The sequence below is a fragment of the Streptomyces sp. NPDC049970 genome (assembly GCF_040660235.1).
GTDB lineage: Bacteria > Actinomycetota > Actinomycetes > Streptomycetales > Streptomycetaceae > Streptomyces.
Genome location: NZ_JBFALP010000015.1, coordinates 1 through 21,776 on the forward strand (window position 1 = coordinate 1; position 21,776 = coordinate 21,776).

14 protein-coding genes, 1 tRNA gene and 1 riboswitch are annotated in these 21,776 nt (G+C 72.6%); of the genes, 7 read left to right on the top strand and 8 right to left on the bottom strand.

Annotation, left to right across the window (positions count from 1 at the left end; translation table 11 throughout):
* Nucleotides 1-315: 315 nt before the first annotated feature.
* The gene (locus AB0I83_RS23325; protein ID WP_356537995.1) at nucleotides 316-873 is read right to left on the bottom strand and encodes a MarR family transcriptional regulator; all 558 of its coding nucleotides are present in this window, start codon (nucleotides 871-873) and stop codon (nucleotides 316-318) included.
* A gap of 159 nt (nucleotides 874-1,032) precedes the next feature.
* Here AB0I83_RS23325 and AB0I83_RS23330 point away from each other — a divergent pair, with 159 nt between their 5' ends.
* Nucleotides 1,033-2,325, top strand: coding sequence for an MFS transporter (locus AB0I83_RS23330; RefSeq protein WP_356537996.1), 1,293 nt, complete (start codon nucleotides 1,033-1,035; stop codon nucleotides 2,323-2,325).
* A 7-nt stretch (nucleotides 2,326-2,332) separates the two neighbouring features.
* Here AB0I83_RS23330 and AB0I83_RS23335 read toward each other — a convergent pair whose 3' ends face one another.
* Nucleotides 2,333-3,997, bottom strand: coding sequence for a SpoIIE family protein phosphatase (locus AB0I83_RS23335; protein WP_363305984.1), 1,665 nt, complete (start codon nucleotides 3,995-3,997; stop codon nucleotides 2,333-2,335).
* 343 nt (nucleotides 3,998-4,340) lie between these two features.
* Nucleotides 4,341-5,774: an NAD(P)/FAD-dependent oxidoreductase gene (locus AB0I83_RS23340; protein ID WP_356843358.1), complete on the bottom strand. Its 1,434-nt coding sequence runs from the start codon at nucleotides 5,772-5,774 to the stop codon at nucleotides 4,341-4,343.
* 338 nt (nucleotides 5,775-6,112) lie between these two features.
* Between AB0I83_RS23340 and AB0I83_RS23345 the strand changes: the two genes are divergently transcribed.
* The gene (locus tag AB0I83_RS23345; protein ID WP_356537990.1) at nucleotides 6,113-6,940 is read left to right on the top strand and encodes a helix-turn-helix domain-containing protein; all 828 of its coding nucleotides are present in this window, start codon (nucleotides 6,113-6,115) and stop codon (nucleotides 6,938-6,940) included.
* A 285-nt stretch (nucleotides 6,941-7,225) separates the two neighbouring features.
* A complete protein-coding gene (locus tag AB0I83_RS23350; RefSeq protein ID WP_363305985.1) occupies nucleotides 7,226-9,250 on the top strand; it encodes a sigma-70 family RNA polymerase sigma factor in 2,025 nt (674 codons plus the stop codon).
* Nucleotides 9,251-9,465: 215 nt separating this feature from the next.
* Here the strand turns inward: AB0I83_RS23350 and AB0I83_RS23355 are convergent, their stop codons facing one another.
* Complete coding sequence (locus AB0I83_RS23355) at nucleotides 9,466-11,577, bottom strand: asparagine synthase-related protein (RefSeq protein WP_363305986.1); 2,112 nt, start codon at nucleotides 11,575-11,577, stop codon at nucleotides 9,466-9,468.
* Between the two features lie 938 nt (nucleotides 11,578-12,515).
* Between AB0I83_RS23355 and AB0I83_RS23360 the strand changes: the two genes are divergently transcribed.
* The 4 genes from AB0I83_RS23360 to AB0I83_RS23375 all read left to right on the top strand — a co-directional run bounded on the left by AB0I83_RS23360 (nucleotide 12,516) and on the right by AB0I83_RS23375 (nucleotide 17,829).
* Nucleotides 12,516-14,015: a sporulation protein gene (locus AB0I83_RS23360; RefSeq protein ID WP_356537984.1), complete on the top strand. Its 1,500-nt coding sequence runs from the start codon at nucleotides 12,516-12,518 to the stop codon at nucleotides 14,013-14,015.
* A gap of 124 nt (nucleotides 14,016-14,139) precedes the next feature.
* Nucleotides 14,140-15,396 carry an L-2-hydroxyglutarate oxidase gene (gene lhgO / locus AB0I83_RS23365; RefSeq protein ID WP_363305987.1) on the top strand — a complete coding sequence of 419 codons (1,257 nt, stop codon included), beginning with the start codon at nucleotides 14,140-14,142 and terminating at the stop codon, nucleotides 15,394-15,396.
* Nucleotides 15,389-16,294 (top strand): tRNA (guanosine(46)-N7)-methyltransferase TrmB, encoded by a 906-nt coding sequence (gene trmB / locus AB0I83_RS23370; protein ID WP_356537980.1) that lies wholly within the window; start codon nucleotides 15,389-15,391, stop codon nucleotides 16,292-16,294. Before lhgO ends, trmB begins: the two co-directional genes overlap by 8 nt.
* A gap of 71 nt (nucleotides 16,295-16,365) precedes the next feature.
* Nucleotides 16,366-17,829, top strand: a complete 1,464-nt coding sequence (locus AB0I83_RS23375) for a PrsW family intramembrane metalloprotease (protein WP_363305988.1) — start codon at nucleotides 16,366-16,368, stop codon at nucleotides 17,827-17,829.
* Between the two features lie 215 nt (nucleotides 17,830-18,044).
* Here the strand turns inward: AB0I83_RS23375 and AB0I83_RS23380 are convergent, their stop codons facing one another.
* The 4 genes from AB0I83_RS23380 to AB0I83_RS23395 all read right to left on the bottom strand — a co-directional run bounded on the left by AB0I83_RS23380 (nucleotide 18,045) and on the right by AB0I83_RS23395 (nucleotide 21,708).
* Nucleotides 18,045-19,079 carry a M23 family metallopeptidase gene (locus tag AB0I83_RS23380; protein WP_363305989.1) on the bottom strand — a complete coding sequence of 345 codons (1,035 nt, stop codon included), beginning with the start codon at nucleotides 19,077-19,079 and terminating at the stop codon, nucleotides 18,045-18,047.
* A gap of 11 nt (nucleotides 19,080-19,090) precedes the next feature.
* Nucleotides 19,091-19,243: riboswitch (cyclic di-AMP (ydaO/yuaA leader) on the bottom strand.
* Between the two features lie 233 nt (nucleotides 19,244-19,476).
* Nucleotides 19,477-20,637 (bottom strand): PP2C family protein-serine/threonine phosphatase, encoded by a 1,161-nt coding sequence (locus tag AB0I83_RS23385; RefSeq protein ID WP_356537975.1) that lies wholly within the window; start codon nucleotides 20,635-20,637, stop codon nucleotides 19,477-19,479.
* A gap of 136 nt (nucleotides 20,638-20,773) precedes the next feature.
* The gene (locus AB0I83_RS23390; RefSeq protein ID WP_363305990.1) at nucleotides 20,774-21,520 is read right to left on the bottom strand and encodes a MerR family transcriptional regulator; all 747 of its coding nucleotides are present in this window, start codon (nucleotides 21,518-21,520) and stop codon (nucleotides 20,774-20,776) included.
* Between the two features lie 114 nt (nucleotides 21,521-21,634).
* A tRNA-Met gene (locus AB0I83_RS23395) sits at nucleotides 21,635-21,708 on the bottom strand.
* Between the last annotated feature and the right edge of the window lie 68 nt (nucleotides 21,709-21,776).

Here is a 21,776-nt window from a genome sequence, read left to right on the forward strand (position 1 = left end):
TTTCCCTTTCCGGCGAGTCCGACTCTATCAGATCCTTTCGGGCCTGATTCCCAGTCAGCGGGCTTTGCCTTCCCGGCCGTTGGGCCGTTCCGACGCCCAAACTCTAGCGGATTCCCCCGGTGACTCATAATCGAGCCTTCGAATTGAATTCGGACATGCCGAAATTCTTCCCGACGGGAGGTCGTACTGAGTTTGGTTGCCGCATCCGCGGCGGGATCGCTGCCGCGGAGCCGTACCGACGCCGTGACAACTCGAAGAACCTTACGGAGACGGGCGGGCTGTGTCAACCCATACATGTACCCCGTCGGAGCACCGTCAATCCAGGTCGGTGAGCCGGCCGCCGGCGTCCGGCTGCTCGTGCTCGACGCGGCGCAGGAGGCGGATCAGTATCTCGCCGAGGGACCCGCGCTCATCACCCGAGAGGTCCTGGAGCAGGTCCTCCTCGAAGGTCGTGGCCATCCGCATCGCCTCGAGCCATTTGGTTCGGCCCTCGTCGGTAAGTTCGACGATGACCCGCACCCGGTTGTTCTCGTCCCTGTCCCGGGTGACGAGCCCCTCGCTCGCCATGCGGTCGACCCGGTGTGTCATCGCGGCCGGGGTGAGCCCGAGGCGCTTGGCCAGTTCGCCCGGCCCCAGGCGGTAAGGGGTACCGGCCAGGACGAGGGTCTTGAGCACCTCCCACTCGGTGCTGCTGATGCCGAGCGCGGCGACCTGTCTGCCGTACGCGACGTTCATCCGGCGATTCAGCCGGCCCAGTGCGGAGACGATCTGCTCGACCTGGGGGTCGAGATCACGGAACTCGCGCTGATAGGCCGCGATCTGCTCGTCGAGGCTCGGCTCCTGGAGCTCGGGCTGCTCGGTGCTCTCAGACATGGCGGGCAGTATCGCACGCCCCTCGTGGTCGTCGAAGTCCTTCATCCTGAAGAGTTCAATCTTTAATTTTAGTGCTAAAGTCTACGAGTCTGTGTTCTTGACGTCCTTCGACGTCCTTCGACGTTCTCGAGTCTTGGGTAGGTGAGTGTGACCAGGGAGATGGGTGCAGCGCTGCGGCGGATCCAGCTGGGAAGCGCGCTGAGCGCGTTCGGCCTCGGGTTCACCGTTCCGTATCTGTACGTCTACGTGGCGCAGGTACGGGATCTCGGCGCCGGTACGGCAGGTGTCGTGCTGGCTGTCTTCGCCATGGCCGCGCTGGCCGTACTGCCCTTCACCGGTCGGGCGATCGACCGGCGGGGGCCGCTGCCCGTGCTGGTCGTCGCCGCCGTTGCGGCCGCCGTCGGTGCCTGCGCGCTCGGGGTGTCGAACGGTGTGGTCTCCACGGTGCTCTCCGCGGCGGTGCTCGGCGCGGGCACCGCGGTCATGCAGCCGGCGCTCGCGACGATGCTGGTGTGGTGCTCCAGCACGGCGACCCGTACCCGTGCCTTCGCCATGCAGTTCTTCCTGCAGAACCTCGGCCTCGGCATCGGTGGCCTGGTGGGCGGACAGCTGGTCGACGTCGACCGTCCATCGAGCTTCACCCTGCTCTTCCTCGTCGAGGCGGCGATGTTCCTGGTGCTCGGCGTGGTCGCCGCCACGGTGCGGATGCCCCGTGCCCCGTCCATCACCGGCGCCGTGCCCACCGACGGCACCGCGCCCAAGGCGGGGATGCGCGCGCTGCTCTCGCACCGAGCCATGGTCCAGCTGTGCGTCCTGGGCTTCGTGATCTTCTTCGCCTGCTACGGACAGTTCGAGTCCGGCTTGGCCGCGTACGGCACCGAGGCCGCCGGCATCGACACATCCACCCTGGGGATCGCACTGGCGGCCAACACGGCGGTCATCGTGGTCGCGCAGTTCGTCGTGCTCCGCCTCGTCGAGCGGCGGCGGCGCAGCCGGGTCATCGCATGGGTCGGTCTGATCTGGGCCTTCGCCTGGATCGTGGCGGGTTACGCCGGACTCGGCCACGGCAGCCGGACGATGGCGACGGCCGCGATGATCTCGACGTACGCCCTGTTCGGTCTCGGGGAGGCGATGCTGTCTCCGACCGTGGCCCCGCTCGTCGCCGATCTGGCACCGGAGGCCATGGTCGGTCAGTACAACTCGGCCTTCGCGCTGGTGAAGCAGCTCGCGCTGGCGGTCGGACCGGCCGTGGGCGGGCCCATGGGGGCCACGCTGCACGGGCCGTACATCGTGACCTTCGTGCTGTTCTCGCTGGGCATCACCGTGCTGGCGCTCAAACTGGGGCGGCGGCTCACGCCCGTACAGGACCAGCCGTCGCTCGTGGCGGTGCCCTCACGGGTGGTCGCCATGTCGCTGCCGGAGGGCGAGGCCGCCGCAGCAGCCGTCCGCTGAGTCGGGCTCAGCCGGGGAGCGCGAACTCGCACCAGACCGCCTTGCCCCCTCCGGGGGTACGGCGGCTGCCCCACGACGAGGCGATGGTCGCGACGATGGAGATTCCGCGTCCCGCCTCGTCGGCGGGTTCCGCCCGGCGGCGGCGCGGCAGGTGGTCGTCCCCGTCCGTCACCTCGATGATCAGGCGGCGGTCGGTCCGGCGCAGGCCCAGGCGCATGGGCGGAGTGCCGTGCTGGAGCGAGTTGGCCACGAGCTCGCTCGCGGCGAGAAGACCGAGGTCGCAGAGCTCCATGGGGAACCGCCAGGAGGCGAGGACGCCGGTGGCGAAGGCCCGGGCCCTGGGCGCCGCCTCGATGCCGCCGAGGAGTTCGAGCGAGGCGTTGTGGAAGAGCTCGGCACTCGGGCCGGTCCTGGCGGGGTGCTGGACCACGAGCACGGCGACGTCGTCGTCGTGTTCCGCGGTCACTCCCATCGAACGGATCAGCCGGTCGCAGACCACCTGGGGCGATCCCTTGGCACCGGACAGGGCGCGCTCCAGGGAGGCGACCCCTTCGTCGATGTCCTCGCTGCGGCGTTCGACCAGGCCGTCCGTGTAGAGGACGGCGGTGCAGCCCGGCGGCAGGGCGATCGTCCCGGAGGTGTGCACCCAGCCGCCCGTTCCGAGCGGGGGGCCGGGGGTCTCCTCGGCCCGGTGGACCGTGCCGTCCTCGTCGCACACGAGGATCGGGAGGTGCCCGGCGGAGGCGTAGACGAGGTGGCCCTCGTTGGGGTCGTGCACGGCGTAGACGCAGGTGGCGATCTGGCTCGCGTCGATCTCGGCGGCGAGGACGTCGAGGAGCTGGAGGATCTCGTGCGGCGGCAGGTCGAGCCGGGCGTAGGCGCGGACCGCGGTGCGCAGCTGCCCCATGACGGCGGCGGCGCGTACCCCGCGGCCCATCACGTCGCCGATGACGAGCGCGGTGCGGCCGGCGCCGAGCGTGATGACGTCGTACCAGTCGCCGCCGACCGCCGCGTCCGTGCCGCCCGGCTGGTACGTGGCGGCGATGCGCAGGTCGTCCGGCTGTTCGAGGTCCTGCGGCAGCAGGGAGCGCTGAAGGGTGACGGCGGTTTCGCGGTGGCGGCGTTCGCTGGAGCGGAGTCGCTCCGCGGCCTCCGCGTGGTCGGTGACATCGGTGGCGTAGACGAGGACTCCCGGCTCACCGTCCGCGTCGCCGGAGGCCACGGGGGTGCAGGTCACGGTGTACGAGCTGCCGGCCAGCACCTTGCGGGACTTGACCGTGCGGGAAGTACCGCTGCGCAGGACCTGGTCCAGGAGCGGCAGCAGGCTGAGCTCGGCGAGTTCGGGCATGGCCTCGGCCGCAGGTGTCCCGCAGGAGCGTGGCCCGAACGCCGACGTGTAGGCGGCGTTGACGTAGGTGACGCGGTGCTGCGGGCCGTGGAGCAGTGCGACGGGGGCGGGAAGACGCCCGAGCAGGTCACCGGCCGACAGGCCTTCCAGGGAGGGTCCGGACATGGGGGCGACGGGTTCCGGGCCGGTCTCCGGCGGAGGCGTGGCCGCGTTCGCCGGCCGCGCGGACTCGGCGCGGGCGGCGGGTACGGAACTGTGGTCGTCCCGCGCGGCGGCTCTGCGCTGCGTTCCGGGAAGGCGGGCGCTCCAGCGCGTGAAGTTCACGGATTCTCTGGCCTCGTGTGTCGGTCTGGTCCGCTCGGGCGAGCTGCTTCGTCTGCTGGTCCCGCGCCGTTCCCCCGCGAGTCGTGGTGCCGGGTGAAGGTGCGGGGGCGGGGCTCCCGGGAAAACGCAGCCGGGCTCTTCGTGCTGTCGGTCGTCGCTGCCGGTCACTTTAGGTGACCACGCGCCGGATGACTCTGCGCAGGTGTGGGCCCACCTATGGTCACACGCCCAGTGTGACCGACCGTACTGTCAGTTGGGGTACGGCGACGGGTCCGGCCGCCGGATCACGGCCGTTCTCCGGCATGTCGGTCCACGGGTCGGGGTGCGGGCGCGCGCCCTGGGGTCAACCGGACGTGCGCGGTGGTTCCTCGTCCTTGGGCGGGGTGGCCCCGGGGGGCTCCGGGTGAGCGTGTCCCCGGGCGGCCAGGGCGAATTCGGCGCGCGGGTGTTCGAGCGATCCGAGGGACACGATCTCGCGTTTGAACAGTCCGGCCAGCGTCCATTCGGCAAGGACACGTGCCTTCCGGTTGAACGTGGGCACCCGGCTCAGGTGGTAGACGCGGTGCATCAGCCAGGCCGGGTACCCCTTGAGCTTGCGGCCGTAGACGTGCGCCACGCCCTTGTGCAGGCCCAGCGAGGCGACTGATCCGGCGTAGGAGTGCCGGTAGTCCTCCGTCGGACGCCCGGCGAGCGTGGCGACGATGTTGTCCGCCAGGACCTTGGCCTGCCGCACCGCGTGCTGGGCGTTCGGCGCGGTCTCCGAGCCCGGTTCGGACGAGGTGAGGTCCGGCACGGCGGCCGCGTCGCCCGCCGCCCAGGCGTGCGGCGCCCCGTCCACGGAGAGCGCGGCGGTGCAGCGGATCCGGCCGCGGTCGGTGAGGGGCAGGTCGGTGGCGGCGAGGAGGGGTGCCGGTTTGACACCCGCGGTCCACACCAGGGTGCGTGTCGGGAAGCGCGAGCCGTCGCTGAGCACCGCGACCCGGCTCTCGCAGCTCTCCAGGCGGGTGTCGAGCCGTACGTCGATGTTGCGGCCGCGCAGCTCCCCGACCGCGTACTTGCCCATGGCCTCGCCGACCTCGGGGAGGATGCGCCCTGTCGCCTCGACGAGGATCCATCTCAGGTCCTCGGGCTTGATGTTGTGGTAGTACCGCGAGGTGTAGCGGGCCATGTCCTCGAGCTCGGCCAGCGCCTCGACGCCGGCGTATCCACCGCCGACGAACACGAAGGTGAGGGCCGCGTCACGGACGGCCGGATCCCTGGTCGCCGAGGCGATGTCCATCTGCTCGATGACGTGGTTGCGGAGGCCGATGGCCTCCTCGACGGTCTTGAAACCGATGCCGAAGTCCGCGAGGCCGGGGACCGGCAGGGTCCGCGAGACGGATCCGGGGGCGATGACGATCTCGTCGTACGGGATCTCGACGGCGCCGGTGCCGTCCTCGCCGGTCGCGAGCGTCGTCACCGTCGCGGTGCGCTTGGCGTGGTCCACGCGCTCCGCCTCGCCGATGACGATCTTGCAGTCCTTCAGGACCCTGCGCAGCGGCACGACGACGTGGCGCGGTGAGATCGAGCCCGCGGCCGCCTCGGGCAGGAACGGCTGATAGGTCATGTAGGGCTCGGGCGTGACCACCACGATCTCGGCATCGCCGCTTCTCAGTCTCTGCCGCAGCTTCCGCTGGAGACGCAGAGCGGTGTACATCCCCACGTAGCCGCCGCCGACGACGAGAATGCGCACATTTGGCCGGGTGCCGGGGGATGTCTCCCGGGAATCTGGTGCCATCACCTTCCCATGACGCAACGGACTCCGGAGTTTGTCCACAGGCCCGACAAATTGTGTGACCGGAGCTCTTCGATCACGGGTCGGGACCCGGCCACCCGGCGGCTCCGCAGCTTCGCAGGTCAGGTGCGGCGGACAGGTGGGCCCGTGGGGGGCGAATCGGGGCCCAACCGGTCCTTGCTCCGATCGGGGGGCGCTCCGTGCGGAACTACCCCCTTCTGAATTGACCCGGGCTCAACTATGTTCGTACCCCGTCGGGGTGTCGGAATCGGACTGAGGTCCACACACCGGCGGACAGGGCGGGAAGTCTCCGGGGGGAGACGTCATAACCGGGGGAAGTTATGCACATTCAGGATTTGCATGGGCAGAGTGCTGCCACCACTGTCGCCGAGGGGCACGGGCCGATGAACCCCGTGCCTGTGGTCGGTGCGGCGGTCGGCACTGCGGTCGGTGGGATCGGGCCGGCGGGGAACGCTCCCCGCTCGGTGCCGCTCCGCGTGGACGCACAGCGCAATCTCGAACACGTCCTGCGTGCGGCGCGTGAGGTGTTCGGCGAGTTGGGTTACGGCGCGCCGATGGAGGACGTGGCACGCCGCGCACGGGTCGGCGTCGGCACGGTCTACCGGCGTTTCCCGAGCAAGGACGTGCTGGTGCGCCGGATAGCCGAGGAGGAGACCGCGCGGCTGACCGATCAGGCGCGGTCGGCCCTCGGGCAGGAGGAGGAGCCGTGGTCGGCGCTCTCCCGCTTCCTGCGGACCTCGGTGGCTTCGGGCGCGGGGCGGCTGCTGCCGCCGCAGGTTCTGCGGGTCGGTGCGGAGGCCGAGGAGGCGGACGCGATACCGGGCCAGGTCACTGGCGACGGCGAGACACGCGTCCCGCATCAGCGGCAGGGTCTGGAGCAGCACGGTCTCCGGGTGGCCGAGCAGCACTCCGGCACCGTGGAGGCGTTGGACGACGCCCCGGGAGCGGCTGAGTTGCTCGAGGTCGTGGGCAGTCTGGTGGACCGGGCCCGCGAGTCGGGAGAGCTGCGCGGCGACGTGACGGTGGCCGACGTGCTGCTGGTGATCGCCACTGCGGCACCGGCGTTGCCGGATCCCGCCCACCAGGCCGCCGCCTCGGCCCGACTGCTGGACATCCTGCTGGAGGGGCTCCGCTCCCGTCCCGCGTAGACGCATCCCGTCCCGCGTCGACGGCGGCCGTCCGGGCGCGCCGGCCGGTGGAGAAGTCCCCACCGGCCGGGCGTCGTCGGGCCGGGGAGTCGAGGTCGGACACGGAGGCGTCCGATCCGGCACGGGCGTCGCTTCTTCCCCCGAGGAGTGCTGTCACGCCGCTCTTACGGGGGAAGACACCCCGGACGAGTGGTTGCCTCTGCTCAAAGTTCGTAGCTGCGTTGCTCTGTGGCACTGTTGCCCCCGGTATTTTGGGTCCGAGGGTGCACATACGGGGGCTCCGCGATGAGTGGTGACGCGCAGCAGAACGAGTCGGCCGGCGGTAACGCCGCCGCGGGCAAGGGCAGTGGAACGGGGACCGGCGGTCAGGTCGGCGGTTCGGCTGCCGAGCGGTCAGCCGGTCAGGTGCCGGGCCGGCACAGGTCCGGCCGGTCGGAGGACTCCGCCGGGGGCGGCACCGTACTCCCCGGCCCCTGGGCGCCCGCCGACGATGGCGCGCACCCCGAGCCCGAAGCCGAGCCCGACACGGAGTCCGACCCCGCGTACGCGGTCCCGCTGCAGCGCGCGGGACGGGCCGGGTCCGCCGATCTCGGGCCCTCCGACGGGCAGTTGATCCAGGGGATGCGCACAGGCGACGACCAGGCTTACGAAGAGCTGTTCAGGCGCCACGCGGGAGCGGTGCGCCGCTACGCCCGTACGTGCTGCCGGGACGCGCACACCGCAGACGACCTGACGGCCGAGGTGTTCGCACGGACCCTGCAGGCGGTACGCGGCGGGAAGGGGCCGGAGGAGGCCGTCCGGGCCTACCTCATGACCGCTGTCCGGCATGTCGCCGCGGCGTGGACGAAGAGCGCGAAGCGCGAGCACCTGGTCGACGACTTCGCCGTGTTCGCCGCGCAGGCCACCCGCTCCAGTGCGCTGTCGGAGACCGACACCCTCGATCTGGGGGCCGATGTGCTGGCCATGCACGAGGCCGACCGGTCGATGGCCATGCAGGCGTTCCGCAGTCTGCCGGAGCGCTGGCAGGCCGTGTTGTGGCACACCACGGTGGAGGAGGAGTCGCCGAGCGAGGTAGCCCCGCTGTTCGGGCTGACCGCCAACGCCACCGCCGTCCTGGCCGTGCGGGCACGCGAAGGGCTCAAGCAGGCGTATCTGCAGGCCCATGTGAGCCAGTCGCTGACGACCGGCGGAGACTGCGCGCGGTACGCCGACCGGCTGGGCGCCCATGCCCGGGGCGGTCTTCGGACCCGGGCCGAACGCGGACTGCGCAAACATCTGGACGAGTGCGCGAAGTGCCGTATCGCCGCAGGCGAGTTGGACCGTGTGAACGCCGGGATTCCCGCTCTGCTCCCGGTCGCCGTCATCGGATGGTTCGCCGCGGGCTACACCCTCAAGGCCGCCGGCATCGTCGCCGGCGGAGCGGCCGGTGCGGCCGGTGCCGGAGCCGCCGCCGCGGCCACCGGAAGCGTGTCGGGCGGCGGTACGGCGGGCGGGGCCGCCGCGTCGGAGGGGCTCGGCGCACCACTCAAGGCCGGGATCGCCGCCGCGGTGGCCGTGGCTGCCGCGGCCGGACTGGTGTGGGCGCTGGCCGGCGAGGACCCGGCGCCGGAGGAGCGCCCGGTGGCGAAGCCACCGGCGGCCGCTCCCTCGGTACCGGCGCCCGAGCCACCGCCGAAGCCGGCCCCGAAGCCCGAGCCTCCCGCCGCACCCGAACCACCGCCCGCCCCCGGGCCGAGCACGACCCCGGCACGGGCCGCGAAGCCCACACCGGCCCCGACGCAGCCCACACCCACGCCCACCCGGCCGGCACCGCCCGCACCGGCGCCGTCGAAGCCCGCCCCCGAGGAGCCCGTGCCGCCCGCACCGGACATCTACCAGGTGAACCGGTTGGCGTACTCAGTCCTCGGGGACCACACGGGGCCCGAGATCCTGCTCGGCCGGAGCACCGGCGTGTTCTGGCAGCGCAGCGGGCTGTCGATCGCTTCCGAGACCTACGCCCACGGCGTGACCGCGCCCTCCCGCTCGTCGGTCACCGTCCAGCTGAACCGGACGTGCACCCGCTACGAGGCGATGGTCGGGGTCGACGACCTGACGCCGGTACTCGGCGCGGTGCGCTTCTCCGTGTACGACGGCGACGGCGACGGAGCGCGGCTGTGGCGGTCTCCCGTACTCCGGAGCGGGGACCCCGCCGCACCGGCGAGCGTCGGCATCGAGGGACGGAAGACGATCCGGCTCGTCGTGGAGCCCTCGGGGGCGTTCGGCGGGGTGGCACTGGCCGACTGGGCTCAGTCCCGGATCAGCTGCCGCTGAGCTCTCCGGTGCAGCCTCCGAGCCGGTCGGTGAGGCCGTCGGGCCACCCGGTGGGACCGTCGGGCCATCCGGTGGCGCCGAGTCGGCTCGGGGACGTCGTGCGGGGTCGTGTCGCGCCCTGCGCCGCGCTCGTCGGCGTACGCCCGCTCACCCACCCAGCCGGTCGCGCAGTCCCCGCGCCTCCCCCCGACGCGCGGTCGCGTCCAGGAGGCCCGTCACGGCTGGAGCGTCCGGCGGGCCGGGACCACGCCGCCGGCCACCGCCCGCTGGCGCGGGGCCGCCGTGCCCGTCCAGCAGGTGCCCCGGCGGGTGACCAGGCGGCGGAGCCACAGCTCGGTGGACGCCAGCTCGGCCAAACCGTCCAGGGGAAGGGGCTCTCCCTCGGACGCCGCACGCAGGGCCTTGCGTACGACGCGGGCCTCGATCAGCCCCGCGTCGGCGAGCAGGGGGGCGTCGAAGAGGGAGATCAGTTCCGGGAGGGCGGCGCGCAGGCCGAGCCGGCCCGCCGCGGTGGAGGTGGCCTGGGACGGGGTGCCCCACCCGGGCGGCAGCTCGTGGATGCCGGCGCCCGCGAGCACCCGGCGCAGGATCGCGGCCCTGGCGCCCGGCTGGACCCGTAGGGATTCGGGGAGGGCGCGGGCGGCCCGTACGACCTGGTTGTCGAGGAAGGGCGCGTGCAGCCGCTGGCTGCGGATCTCGGCGGCCTGCTCCAGGATCCGCTGGTCGGCGGCGTGCCGTGCCAGTGCGGCACGGGCTCGGGCCTCGCCCGGACGCTGGACCGAGGCGGGCCGGATCGCGGCCTCCTGAAGGCGAACCGATACTTCCGCGAGTGCCTCACCGGTGAGCCAGCGCGCGGCGGGACCGGGCCGGGACCAGGTGAGGGAGGCGAGCGAGGCGTCGGCGGGCGTGTCGGGTCCGGGGAGGTCACGGTTGGCCTCGGGCAGCAGGGACGCCGCCGTCTCGAGCCCGGTGCGGTACGACGTCCTGGCCAGCCGCCGGGCGGCGCGGTAGACGACCAGCGGGACGAACAGGGAGTGGGTGGAGGGCCCTTCGGCCCGGGCGAGCGCGGCCACGGGCCGCAGCAGGTGGCGTCTGCGCCGGTCCATGAGGAGGTCGGCCAGCCGGGCGGGGTGCGCGTCCAGGACCTGACGGGCGCCGTCGCCCACGAAGTGGTCCGCGCTGCCGGCGGCGAGCCGTCTGCGGTGGCGTTCGGCCACGACGAGGGAGGGCGCGGGCTCGTCGGTGAGGGGCCCGCTCTCCAGCGCCGCGTACGGCAGGGCCTCCTCACCCGCCGCGACGACCACATGGTGCAGACGCGGGTTGGCCGCGATGACCCGGGCCCGCTCCATCTCGTCCTCGTGGCCCTGCGTGGAGAGGTCGTTGAAGGTGACGGCGAGGAGCCGCTCACCGGCCCCCGTGCCATGGCCCAGCACCGTGCCCGGCAGCCCCGGCAGCCCCGCCGCCAGCAGCGCGAGCGTGGCCGAGGCGCTGCCGCCGGAGAGGTCCGAACCGATGCCGGGGACCGGCGCCCCACGCGCCGCGCGACGCTCGGCGGGACCCATCCCGGGGACGGGCCCGGGGTCGGGCGGCTGGGTCCCCGGGGCATGGCGCGGGGCCGTCAGCCGGGCTCGTACGGCGTCGACCAGTGCGTCCCGCACGCCCTCGACGGCGCTCACCGGGTCGGTCTGCGGGGCAGCCACCGCGAGCGAGGCGACCGCCTCGTACCCGGTGATCTCGCGCGATCCCTCTCGCAGGATCAGGGCGTGCCCGGGCGGGACACGCCGCACCCCCGCATACGGGGTGCCGTCACCCAGCGCCTCGGGTGTCTCGGGGCAGGCCAGCAGCGCCGCCAGGTGACCGATGTCGAGCTGCGCCTCGATGAGGTCGGCGAGCGGGAGGGCCGCGGTGGCGTACGCGGTGCCGTTGGCCCAGGGCGTGTGGAAGACGGGGCGTGCCCCCGCGAGGTCTCCGGCGACGGTGATGCGGCGGCCGATCTGCACGACGGCCGTGTAACTGCCCGGCCATGCGGTGAGATGGCGCAGCGCCCCGCCACGGGCGGCCAGCAGGCCGATACGCAGCTGTTCGTCGGTGGCACCGCAGCAGCCGAGCACGGCGAGGCGCGCGGTGGGCGCGCCCTCGGGGGTCGCCGCCGTGATGATGCGGATCTCGTCGGGGCGCCAGTCGCCCACGGCCCACAGGGGATCCGGGTCTCCCCAGAGGAGTTGGGAACCCACCGGGTGGACGGTGCGCCCGTCACCGTGATGGCCGACCGCGCCCACGGTGCCGAATCTGGCGGCGATACTGCTCCACCCCACCAACCAACGCATCGCCGCCTCCACAGGCTGTGGACGAAACGGCGCACCAGGACACACGGACGCCGTCGCGGGACATGCTGCCACGACAAGGGCGCCCTGGAGGGGGTACGGCGGCGCACACCGGCCCCGCATGCGCCCCTGGCAAAGACCTGGCCACGCCGCATGGGCCGCCGGCGTAACACTTGTACGGTTCAAAGGAGTTACGGCGGCCGGCCCCGAAAGCGGGCCCAGCCCCGGCCGGGCACGGAACAGACGCAATCCGGCCATAGTCGGACCGCTCCCCGGCCTCCGGCCCGACCGCTGCGATTCAGCCATTCTGCGAACTCGACGCAACCGCGTGTTTCGCTTCCTCCGACAGGCCAGGGAGGCTCCTCGCGCCATGCCGGGCGGAGGTCCGGCAGGCCCGCGCACGGTCGCGCGGCGGCGCCTGGGGACGGTTCGCCGGTGCACGCGGACGTACCGGCCGGCGCATCCCCCCGGTGCGCCGGCCCGCACGTCCACTCCCCCGAACCACCGTGCGGCGCACGGTCCGGGAGGTGTTCGTCACCTCCCGGACCGGTTCGCCGCCCGCGGGGATTGGGGCGGCGGTCTCCCCCAGCCCACCGAGTCCAGTTCAGCGGGCCGACCCACGCAGGACCCATCGAAGCGCTTGCGATTCGGCCGGGCGAGAGCGCACGGCCGGGCGCACGGCCACACACCAGGAGCACGGCCGGGACGCACCCGCCCGCACGGACAACATTCCCGCCATACGGAGGTCTGCCCCTTAACGGTAGGGATGCGGCGAACTACGCTGGGTTTACCAATGTTCTCAGCGGGGCGGCATATTCCACGGGGCCTGGCCAAATGCGTGTGCGGCCGGAGTGCCCGGGAGCGTACCTGGGGAGGACACGGTACGAATGCCACGCGCCCGACGGTGACGCGGCGGCCGTCTGTGTGTCGAGGGGTGGCTCATGTCCAGGGAGCAACGCGGGCCGAACGAGAAGCTCGGCACGGTTCTCGCCCTCGCGGGAATCAGTAACGCCGGGCTGGCCCGGCGGGTCAACGACCTCGGAGCGCAGCGCGGTCTGACCCTTCGCTACGACAAGACCTCGGTGGCCCGCTGGGTCGCCAAGGGCATGGTGCCGCAGGGTGCGGCACCTCATCTGATCGCCGCGGCGATAGGGGCCAAGCTCGGCCGTCCCGTCCCGCTGCACGAGATCGGGCTGGCCGACGCCGATCCGGCGCCCGAGGTCGGCCTCGCGTTCCCGCGCGACGTGGGCGAGGCGGTGCGTTCGGCGACCGATCTCTACCGGCTGGATCTCGTGGGCCGGCGGGGAGGCGGCGGGATCTGGCAGTCGCTCGCGGGTTCCTTCGCGGTGAGCGCCTACGCGACGCCCGCGTCGCGGTGGCTCATAACACCCGCCGATCCGTCGGTGGCCCGCGACTCGACCGCGGCCCAGGCCTCGGTCCTCGGCCCGGAGGGCGCACCCGGGGCGCAGGGGGGCGGGATCCCCGTCCAGCCGGGACCTGACTCGGCGTCGGGCGTGTCGCCGCTGCGGGTCGGCCACAGCGACGTGACCAAGCTGCGCGAGGCGGCCCAGGACGCGCGCCGCTGGGACTCCAAGTACGGCGGCGGCGACTGGCGTTCCTCCATGGTCCCGGAGTGCTTACGGGTCGACGCGGCGCCGCTCCTCCTGGGCTCGTACAGCGACGAGGTGGGCCGGGCGCTCTTCGGCGCCTCCGCCGAGCTGACCAGGCTCGCCGGGTGGATGGCCTTCGACACCGGCCAGCAGGAGGCCGCCCAGCGCTACTACATCCAGGCGCTGCGCCTGTCCCGTGCGGCAGCCGACGTACCCCTGGGCGGATACGTCCTGGCGTCCATGTCCCTGCAGGCCACCTACCGGGGCTTCGCCGACGAGGGCGTGGACCTCGCGCAGGCCGCCGTGGAGCGCAATCGCGGACTCGCCACCGCCAGGACCATGAGCTTCTTCCGGCTGGTCGAGGCGCGCGCCCACGCCAAGGCCGGCGACGCACCGGCCGCGGGGGCCGCGCTCAGGGCCGCCGAGAGCTGGCTGGAGCGGTCCAGGACCGGTGACTCGGACCCGTCGTGGCTCGGCTTCTACTCGTACGACCGCTTCGCCGCCGACGCCGCGGAGTGCTACCGCGACCTCAAGGCGCCCCGCCAGGTCCGCCGCTTCACCGAGCAGGCCCTGTCGAGGCCCACCGACGAGTTCGTCCGCTCGCACGGGCTGCGGCTCGTCGTCTCGGCCGTCGCCGAACTCGAGTCGGGCAACCTCGACGCGGCCTGCGCGGCGGGGACCCGGGCGGTGGAGGTGGCCGGACGCATCTCCTCGGCCCGCACCAACGAGTACGTGCGCGACCTGCTGCACCGCCTGGAGCCGTACGGCGACGAGCCGCGCGTGGCCGAGCTGCGCGAACGGGCACGCCCGCTTCTCGTCTCCCCGGCGTGACGCTCCACCGGGATCGCCCCGGTATGCCCGTCCGGTAGGCGCATCCGCCCGCCACACCTCGGCCGTCCCTGGTTTGAGCCCGTTGTCAGTGGGTCAGTGCACTATCGGGGTGGGAGGTGGCGTGATGACGACGCACGCGGCGTACGACTGCGATGTGCTGGTGATCGGTGGCGGGATCGTCGGTCTGTCGACGGCGTACGCGATCACGCGCACCGCGCCCGGCACCCGGGTCGCGGTGCTGGAGAAGGAGTGGGGCCCCGCCCGCCATCAGACCGGGCGCAACAGCGGGGTGATCCACAGCGGTATCTACTACCCGCCGGGCTCGCTCAAGGCGCGCTACGCCGTGCGGGGCGCGGCCGAGCTGGTGGACTTCTGCGCGCAGCACGGCATCCCGCACGCGGTGACGGGCAAGCTGATCGTGGCGACCACCGGTGACGAGCTGCCCCGGCTGCACGCCCTGGTCCAGCGCGGCAGGGCGCACGGACTGCCGGTCAGGGAGCTCGGCCCGGCCCAGATCGCGGAGTACGAACCCCGGGTGCGCGGCCTCGCGGCGATCCGGGTCGGCACGACGGGGGTGTGCGACTTCACCGCGGTCGCCGTGCGCCTCGCCGCCGAGACGGGCGCCGCGGGCGGACACGTCCGCTACGGCGCGGAGGTGGTCGCGGTCGACCGGCGGCCCTGGGGCGTGGCGGTGCGCACGGCGGACGGCCAGGTGGTCAGGGCCAGGGTGCTCGTCAACTGCGCGGGGCTGCACAGCGACCGGGTGGCCCGGCTCGCGGGCGACGACCCGGGCGCGCGCATCGTGCCGTTCCGCGGGGAGTACTACGAGCTGACCAGGCCCGAGCTGGTGCGCGGGCTCGTCTACCCGGTGCCCGACCCCGCGTTCCCCTTCCTCGGGGTGCACCTGACCCGGGGCGTCGACGGCACGGTCCACGTCGGGCCGAACGCGGTGCCGGCACTGGCCCGCGAGGGGTACGGCCACACGGTCGTCCACCCACGGGAGCTGGCCGCCACCCTGGCCTGGCCGGGCTCCTGGCGGATCGCCGGCAGGCACTGGCGGTACGGGGCGGGCGAGGTCCACAGGTCCCTGTCGAAGAGCGCGTTCACCCGGGCCGTGCGGCGGCTGCTGCCCGAGGTGACGGAGGCCGATCTGCGGCCGTCCCCGGCCGGGGTCAGGGCTCAGGCGGTCCTGCGGGACGGCACGCTGGTGGACGACTTCCTGATCCGGGACGCCCCGCACACCGTGCACGTGCTGAACGCCCCGTCACCCGCGGCCACCGCCTGCCTGCCCATCGGGAGGGAGGTGGCGCGACGGGCCCTCGTACGGGCACGCGCGACGGGATGGACGCCGCCCGCCGTAGAATCGGGTCATTGTGTCTGAGCCTGTGAACCCCACCCCAGAGACGCCCGGCCCCACTCCGGAGACGCCCGGCGACACGCCCCGTTCGCCCGCCCCGTCGCCCGGTCGGGGCGCCCGGTCACCCGGCGGCACCGAAGCGGATGCGGAGGCCCGAGCGCTGCGTGACGCCGCCTTCGAACGGCAGCGCAGGCTCCGCCAGGAGCCCCGGTTCCCCGGCGGTCCCGCGGCCGACCCCGCCGGTTCGCACCACGAGCGCAGGATCCGGAGCTTCCAGCCGCGCCGCAGCAGGGTGACCCCCGGCCAGGAGGACGCCCTGAAGCGCCTGTGGCCCGAGTGGGGCCTGGACATCGACGGCCTCCGTGTCCTCGATCTCCCCACCCTGTTCGACGGACTCCCGGTGGTCCTGGAGATCGGCTTCGGCATGGGCGAGGCCACGGCGCAGATGGCCGCCGACGACCCCGGCACCGGAATCCTGGCCGTCGACGTGCACACCCCGGGACAGGGCAATCTGCTCGGGCTCGCCGACCGGGCGGGGGTGTCCAACGTCCGGGTCGCCAACGGCGACGCGATCATCCTGCTCCGCGAGATGCTCGAGCCCGCGGCGCTGGACGGGCTCCGGGTGTACTTCCCCGACCCCTGGCCCAAGAAGCGGCACCACAAGCGGCGCCTGATCCAGCCGGAGTTCCTCGACCTCGTGGCGGAACGCCTGAAGCCGGGCGCGGTCCTGCACTGCGCGACGGACTGGGAGCCGTACGCCGAGCAGATGCTGGAAGTGCTGACGGCGCACCCCCTGTACGAGAACACGCAGGACGACGGCGGATACGCGCCCCGGCCCGGTTTCAGGCCACTGACCCGCTTCGAGGGGCAGGGCCTGGACAAGGGACACGTGGTGCGCGACGTGCTGTTCACCCGTCGCTGATCAGCCGCCGACGGTTGTCACCGGCCACCGCACCGTGGCGGGCTGTCGGTCCCCCTCGTTAGGGTCATCAGGTGTCCGAGGGGTTCGTGCAGCACCAGCAGCCGGCCGTCCCGGTACTCGAGGAGCAGCGGCTCGACGAGTACCTGCGTGCCGTCCCGGAGCGTGGCCAGTGGCGTTACCGGCCGCGCCGCGTCGGCATGGTCTGGCGCAGCAAGGCCTTCCGCGCCGGCGCGGTGATCAGCGTGCTCGCGCTCTGCGGGCTGGTGATCCTGGCCCTGGTGCGTGAACAGACCGGCACCGAGGGCTTCCTGGTGGGTCTTGGCCTGGCCGTGCTGCCCGTGCCGCTGCTGATGGCGGCGTTCCGGTGGCTCGACCGGGTCGAGCCCGGGCCGTGGCGGAACCTGCTGTTCGCCTTCGCCTGGGGGGCGTGCGCCGCCGCGCTCGTCGCGATCATCGCCAACTCCTTCGCGACCCGCTGGATAGCGACGGCCACCGCGGACCCGGCGAGCGCCGACACCCTCGGCGCCACGGTGATCGCCCCGGTCGTCGAGGAGTGCGCGAAGGGGGCGGCCGTTCTACTGATCTTCCTCTTCCGCAGACGGCAGTTCGGCGGTGTCGTCGACGGCATCGTGGTCGCCGGATTCACCGCGACCGGCTTCGCCTTCACCGAGAACATCCTCTACCTGGGGCAGGCTTTCGGCGAGGACCAGGAGTTGGGGACCACGGGCCTCGCGTCCCTGACGGCCGGGACGTTCTTCGTTCGCGTGGTCATGTCCCCCTTCGCGCATCCCCTGTTCACGGTGCTCTCCGGCATCGGCTTCGGGATCGCCGCGCTGGGCGGTGCGCGCCACCGGGTGCGCCGGGTCGTGCTGCCGCTGCTGGGACTCGCCCTCGCCATGGGCATGCACGCCCTGTGGAACGGCTCGTCGTCCTTCGGCCCGTACGGCTTCTACGCGGTGTACGGGGCGTTCATGGTGCCGTGCTTCGGCCTGGTGACCTGGCTGGCCGTCTGGTCACGGCAGCGGGAGCTCCGGACGCTCTCCACGGAGCTGCCGGTGTACGCGGCGGCAGGCTGGCTCACCCCCGCCGAGCCGTTCGCCCTGGCTTCGATGCGGGCGCGGGGCGTGGCCCGCGACATGGCCAGGCACTGGCACAGCGGGGGCCCGGACCGCGCACGGGGCAGGGCCGCCGCACGGGCGGTCGCGGAGTACGAGTCGTTCGCGACGTCCCTGGCCATGCTGCGCCGGCGGGCCCGCCACGACGGCGCGGACGCCGACTTCGCCCTCCGGGAGCAGGAGTTGCTGCACCACCTCTGGCAGCGCCGGGAGGTCGCGGGTCCCGCCCTGACGTTCGCGGCACGCACCACGGGCCGGATGCGCGCTCACGGGCCGCAACCGCAGTTCCCACGCCGGCAGACCTACGGCGGGCCCGCTCCGCAGCGGATCCCCGCACCGCACCGCCACTACGGCGGCTACAACCCCTACCTGGAGGACGGCAGCCGATCCGCTCCGCCCACACAGGCACCGCCGTCCTGAGCTCTCCCCTCCCGCCGGGGCCGGGCCTCGGACGGGAACCGTCGGGGCCCGGACCACAGGCCGATACGGCGGTCGGCTCGGCCCGCTGCTCCCCGGTCGGTCCGAGGTCCGCCACCGGCGCGGGCAGCCGTCCGGACAGGCCGGCGGCCCTGACGTCGGGGGGTTGTGCGCCAGGGCCGCCGGGGTTTCGGTGCGCCGTGTGCCGGCGCGGGCGCTCAGACCGAGAGGCCCTTGCCGCGCAGCCAGCCCATCGGGTCGATGCCCGAGCCGTCCGCGGTGTGGATCTCCAGGTGCAGGTGCGGGCCGGTCACGTTGCCGGTGGCGCCGACGCGGCCGATGGTGTCACCGGTGCTGACCTTCTGGCCGGCGGTGACGTCCATCGAGGACTGGTGGCAGTACCAGACCTCGGTGCCGTCGTCGAGCTCCAGCACCGTGCGGTATCCGTACGAACCGGACCAGCCGGCCGACTTGACGGTACCGCTGTGCACGGCCTTGACCGGAGTGCCGGTCGGAGCGGCGAAGTCCAGCCCGGTGTGGTGGCCGGAGGACCACATCGAGCCGGACTGGCCGAAGGTCGAGGTGATGGTGTACGACGAGGTCGGAATGGCGTAGCTGGCGGCGAGCTTGGCGAGGCGCTCGGCCTCGGCCTTCTTCTCCGCCGCCTCTTCGGCCGCCTTCTTCTTCGCGGCGGCCTTCGCCTCGGCGGCGCTCTGCTGCTTCGCCGCCTGGGCCGCGGCCTCCTCGGCCGCCGCCTTCTCCTCCGCGGCCCTGACCTCGGCCTCGGCCCCGGCCTGCTGCTGCTCGGCCTGCTGGAGGATGCGGGCGCGCAGCGCCTCGCCGGCGTCCGTGGTGCCCGACTCGGCCTCGGCGGCCGTGATGCCGGCGGTGGTGAGCGGGGAGGCCCCGGTGACCGCGTCCTTGGCCTGGTCGGCGGACATGAACGAGCCCACGCCGGGCAGGGACTTGGCATCGGGAAGGTTGTCCGCGATGGAATCGGGAAGAGAGATGGAGACCGGCGGCTTGCTCTGCGCGGAGGCCATGCCGCCCGCACCGACGGCCGCGATGACACCGACGCCGAGGACCGTGGAGCTGCGGGCGAGGCCACGCTGCTTGGCTACGCGATGCCTACCGCGTACGGGGCGGAGGGAGTCCTCGGTGGGGTTCCATTCCTCCCACGTCCTGCCGTCCTCACCGGGACCGCCGGTCCTGAAGGGTGCCGGAGCCTCGGGGGCAGGCTGATTTGACGCCACGTGGGCGCGCTCCTTTCCTTCCTTCTCGCCTACCGGGTTAGCTGACGGGTTCGGAGCAGGAAGGTCTCCTACGGACGCCTTCGTCCCTCACAGGACTCAGGTGTCTGATTCACCCCAAGTAAATGGTTCCCCGGTTCCCTTGCGGGATTAAGCGCTGCGCACGGTGCCGCCTCTGGCGACGACTGGGACAACCGCGCTGCGTTATCGAACGTTAATAGACACTCGGGTCCGATTCCAAGCTGTTCCCACAGATCTTTCACGACTCGGGCCTGGACTTTCAGGGACCAATCAACCCCAACCGGACGAGTTGAGCGCCCATCAGCTCCATAACATTTTCTGACGTTGCGTCAAATGTTATGCGCAGCGGCACCCTTCGACCACGGACGGTCGTGGACGGTCATTCACGATCCCGCCCCACGATCTTCACCGTCCTCCGCCGTGCGGGCTGCCCCCGCGCCGGCCGCCCCACCGCGAGGAGCGCGAGGTCGTCCGTCGACCGGCCGCCCGTGTGCAGCCGTACGTCGTCGGTGAGCGCGGAGAGCAGTTCCTCGGGTCCCGGGAAGAGCCGGCCGCGCAGCCGGGCCGCCGGGTCGTAGAAGACCCCCCTCGCGTCCCGGGCCTCCGAAAGCCCGTCGGTGAACGCCAGGAACGTCGCCCCGGACGGCAGAGCCCACTCGTCCGAACGGTCCGGCCAGGCGTCGAGGCCCATACCGAGCGGCAACGCGGGCTCGGTCGGCGTCAGCACGTCCAGCGCACCGTCCGCGTGGAGCACGATCGGCTCGGGGTGGCCGCGGTTGATCACCCTCAGCATGTCCGAACCCACCGGGATCTCGGCGAGCACGGCGGTCACGAACCCCTCCATCGAGTCGAGCCCGCCACGCCGCGAGCTCTCCCGGGCGAGCGCCCTCTCCAGCCGCTGGACCACTCCCTCCAGCGACCGCTCCTGCTCGGCGGCCTCACGGAACGCCCCGATCACGACGGCCACCGCCGCCACGGCGTCCAGCCCCTTGCCCCGTACGTCCCCGACGACCAGCCGCACCCCGAAGGGCGTGTCCGCGACGGCGAACAGGTCTCCGCCGACGAACTCGTCCGCCTGCGCCGCCTCGTACCGCGCCGCGACCAGCAGCCCGCCGATCCGGTCCTCGGGTACCGGGAGCACCGCGCGCATCGCAGTCTCCGCGATGACCCGCGCCGAGGCCAGTTGTTCGTTGCCGCGCCACACGACGCGGTTGATGACGAGGGAGAGCGCGGCGACGGTGATCAGGGTCAGCAGGTCGGTGATCGGCACGACCTTGGCGAGCACGCCGTCGGAGACCCGGATGACGAGGACCACGAGGGTCGCGGCCACCCCTGTGCGGATGGTGGCGGCCAACGAGAAGAAGGGGGCCGCGATCAGCGGGGCCGCGGCGAAGAGCGGAACGGCGGACACCGCGGTCGGGGTCGCGAGGTCGAAGACCACTCCGACGGCGATCATGAGGGTGGGCAGCAGGCGCACGAGCCTCCGGGCGCGCGCGTTCCCCTCGGCTCGACCTCGCCCTCGTACGTCCCGCTTCCCCACCTGTGCACTCCCTGCCCGCTCCGCCCACGGCTGCGGACGGTACAGCGCTCCACCCCGGCCTGACGGAGCCGCGCCGTGCGGCGACCCGTCGTCGGCCTGTGGGAGGAGCGCACCGGAGCCCCGTGTCCCCCGATGGTCAGTCGGAGAGCCGGCGCCGCGCGTACGTCGTCAGTGCATCCCGTACGAAGACGGCGGTTCCGTCCCCGTGGCGATCGTAGTTCTTCCCGAAGCGGGGATCGGCGACGTACATCTCACCGATGCCCGTCACATACGAACGAGTGACCTCGGCGGTCGCCGACAGCCACTCGCAGTGGCGGCGCGCGATGTCCTGCACCTCGTCGCCCCCCGGCTCCAGGCCGGCCGCCCTCGCCTCGCCGTAGTCCCGGGCGATGGCGTCGTGCGCGCCCTGGAAGCCCGCGCGCCCGTCCGGGCTCAGCCCGCGCCACCACCGGTCGCTGCGCTCGTACGCCTCCTGGCCCCAGCGCTCGGTCACCTCCTGCTCGTGCACCGTGTGGTCGAAGCCGTCGAACACTTCCTCGGCCATGAGCCCTTCCCCTTCCTCGGTCCTGTGGAGAGTGGTCCGCACCGACGCGATCTGCCGGCCGATGCGCTCGCGCTCCTGCTCCAGCAGGCGCAGATGGGCCCGGAGCGCCACGGAGGTGTCCCGCTGCCCCTCCAGCACGTCCTTGATCGCGGGCAGTGAGAGGCCGAGCCCCCGCAACAGGAGGATGCGCTGGAGCCTGACCAGCGCGTCCTGGTCGTAGTAGCGGTAGCCGTTGGCACCCGTGCGGCTCGGCACGAGGAGACCGAGATCTCCGTAGTGCCGGAGCGTCCGGCTGGTGGTGCCCGCTCTACGGGCGATTTCCTGGATGGACCACTCCATGCCGGAAACGCTAGATCTTTACGTAGCGTCAAGGTCAAGCCCGGCCACGGAGGTCGACTCCGGCACACGACCGAGGCCCGGATCCTTGTAAGGATCCGGGCCTCGGTCTTTCAGTAGCGGGGACAGGATTTGAACCTGCGACCTCTGGGTTATGAGCCCAGCGAGCTACCGAGCTGCTCCACCCCGCGTCGTTGTGATTGCAACTCTACGCCATCCGGGGCGGTGCTCCGACCACCTGCGGCCACCGCTCCCCCCA

What these genes read in the sequence shown, in the direction of transcription:
- AB0I83_RS23330 (WP_356537996.1), top strand. Translation starts at nt 1,033, where the DNA reads ATGGGTGCAGCGCTGCGGCGGATCCAGCTGGGAAGCGCGCTGAGCGCG.
- AB0I83_RS23325 (WP_356537995.1), bottom strand. Translation starts at nt 873, where the DNA reads ATGTCTGAGAGCACCGAGCAGCCCGAGCTCCAGGAGCCGAGCCTCGAC.
- AB0I83_RS23340 (WP_356843358.1), bottom strand. Translation starts at nt 5,774, where the DNA reads ATGGCACCAGATTCCCGGGAGACATCCCCCGGCACCCGGCCAAATGTG.
- AB0I83_RS23360 (WP_356537984.1), top strand. Translation starts at nt 12,516, where the DNA reads ATGTCCAGGGAGCAACGCGGGCCGAACGAGAAGCTCGGCACGGTTCTC.
- AB0I83_RS23355 (WP_363305986.1), bottom strand. Translation starts at nt 11,577, where the DNA reads ATGCGTTGGTTGGTGGGGTGGAGCAGTATCGCCGCCAGATTCGGCACC.
- AB0I83_RS23345 (WP_356537990.1), top strand. Translation starts at nt 6,113, where the DNA reads ATGCACATTCAGGATTTGCATGGGCAGAGTGCTGCCACCACTGTCGCC.
- AB0I83_RS23390 (WP_363305990.1), bottom strand. Translation starts at nt 21,520, where the DNA reads ATGGAGTGGTCCATCCAGGAAATCGCCCGTAGAGCGGGCACCACCAGC.
- lhgO (WP_363305987.1), top strand. Translation starts at nt 14,140, where the DNA reads ATGACGACGCACGCGGCGTACGACTGCGATGTGCTGGTGATCGGTGGC.
- AB0I83_RS23350 (WP_363305985.1), top strand. Translation starts at nt 7,226, where the DNA reads ATGAGTGGTGACGCGCAGCAGAACGAGTCGGCCGGCGGTAACGCCGCC.